This is a genomic window from Chamaesiphon sp. OTE_8_metabat_110 (assembly GCF_031382685.1).
GTDB lineage: Bacteria > Cyanobacteriota > Cyanobacteriia > Cyanobacteriales > Chamaesiphonaceae > Chamaesiphon.
Window position 1 is genome coordinate 1 of record NZ_JANMZA010000490.1, and the last position, 1,738, is coordinate 1,738.

The following is a 1,738-nucleotide window of genomic DNA, read 5'->3' on the forward strand; positions in this document are numbered from 1 at the left end:
GGGTAAGCCCGCATTTAAGGCTCCCACGAACGCGGTGAAGACAATCAACCCCGCACCTAAAAATTGCCCGTAGCTCAAGTCATTACCCATCATCCCCTGGGGCGCATTTTGAAATAAAGCGCCAAACAGTACCAACCACATCAGCGGCTGGATAATCCCGGCAACCAGGGTCGATGGACGACGCTGGAGCTGAATAAATAGGCGTTTAGTCAGTGCTAAGGTTTCTTGGATGAAATCAGCTAAATCGTTAGATGCTAACGGTTCGCGCGATCGCAGTCGATCGCTGGGAGCTAAATTTAGAGGTTTGGAGGTGTCGATCGTGCCGCTCATGGTAGGTTTGTAGTGAAGAATTGAATGAGGTGTTAGTTATCTTCTGTTGGTAACTCGCTGCCACCAGTAGTACGGATTGAGCTGGCGACGGAACCGATGGGCGAGTTCTTTACCTGTTAGCAGTATGCCCACCCAGAATAAGGCTTCGCTAACGATGACTAAACTAGTAGTGCCGATCGCTTTCTGGGGGAGCTGGGCGGGGAGGAAGGGGACGATGAGGATCGCCGCCCACAATAGACAAGATATGGCGATGAGGATTATTCCCAATTTGGTATGAAATCTCGATCGCACTAAATCTCAATCCTCCTAGCGCATACTTTGTTTTTTCTCGGCTTTAAGGTCGCGCTTGCTCGCCGCACTGAGTTCGGCATCGAGCAGGGTTTTCCCGGTCGCCGCTAGGTAGACATCATCGAGGCTCGGTCGCGATTGGGAGATCCCGAAAATGGGAATACCCGCCGTCTGTAGCGATTGCTGAATCGTCATCAGCACATCGCGATCGGGCGTAACGACGAGGTTGAGCGAGTTTGCCGATGTCGAATTGACGATCGCCTCCTGGACGAAGGGCAATTCGCTGAGCATTTGTTTAGCTCTTTCGGCTTCGGGAAGGGGCGTAAACTCCCGAATCCGGAGCGTAATCCGATCGCCACCTAACTTATTTTTGAGTTCTGTGGGCGTACCTTCAGCAATCACTAAACCACCATCGATAATGCCAACGCGATCGGCTAATGCGTCTACTTCTTCGAGATAATGACTGGTAATCAAAATCGTCGTCCCACTAGCGCGGAGCTGGCGCAAAAAGTCCCAAACTACTACCCGACTCTCGATATCGAGTCCCACTGTCGGCTCATCGAGGACGAGGACTTCCGGCTGGTGGAGTAATCCCGCCGCCAAATCGATGCGTCGCTGCAAGCCGCCGGAGTAGGTACCCGTCTTTTTATCGGCATAGCTATTGAGATCGAGGATTTCCAGTAGTACCTCAATCCGCTGTCTAGCTTCCGCTTTGGGGATATGGTACAAAGATGCCTGAAGTTCTAGCAATTCTCGCCCCGTCAAGATCTTGTCGAGGGCGACTGCCTGCGCGACATATCCCAGGCGTTTACGGGCTTCACGGGGCTGTTCGAGGACAGAAATGCCTCCGATGTCGATCGTCCCGCTATCGGGCTTGGCAAGGGTACACAAGCAGCGAATCGTGGTAGTTTTACCCGCACCATTCGGGCCGAGCAAGCCAAAAATTTCGCCTTGCTCGACTTGGAAGGATACGTCTTTAACCGCCGTGACGGTTCCATAGCTCTTGGACAGATTTTGAATATTTACTGCGGCTGCCATTATCTATCTCTGATTATGGACGATTGGTAATCCGGCTCGATCTGCGGTGATGATTTCTACTCGCCACTACTCGATCGATCTG

3 protein-coding genes are annotated in these 1,738 nt (G+C 52.1%); all 3 read right to left on the minus strand.

Annotated features, from left to right (window positions below; all coding sequences use genetic code 11):
* The coding region (locus RMO52_RS18030) for an ABC transporter permease (RefSeq protein WP_310416989.1) at nucleotides 1-330 on the minus strand (330 nt) is incomplete at its 3' end.
* A 36-nt stretch (nucleotides 331-366) separates the two neighbouring features.
* Nucleotides 367-597 (minus strand): transporter suffix domain-containing protein, encoded by a 231-nt coding sequence (locus tag RMO52_RS18035; RefSeq protein WP_310416992.1) that lies wholly within the window; start codon nucleotides 595-597, stop codon nucleotides 367-369.
* Between the two features lie 39 nt (nucleotides 598-636).
* Nucleotides 637-1,656 carry an ATP-binding cassette domain-containing protein gene (locus RMO52_RS18040; RefSeq protein WP_310416995.1) on the minus strand — a complete coding sequence of 340 codons (1,020 nt, stop codon included), beginning with the start codon at nucleotides 1,654-1,656 and terminating at the stop codon, nucleotides 637-639.
* Nucleotides 1,657-1,738 lie beyond the last annotated feature (82 nt).

Excerpts from the sequence above, each read along its gene's own strand:
- RMO52_RS18040 (WP_310416995.1), bottom strand. The coding sequence starts at position 1,656 with ATGGCAGCCGCAGTAAATATTCAAAATCTGTCCAAGAGCTATGGAACC.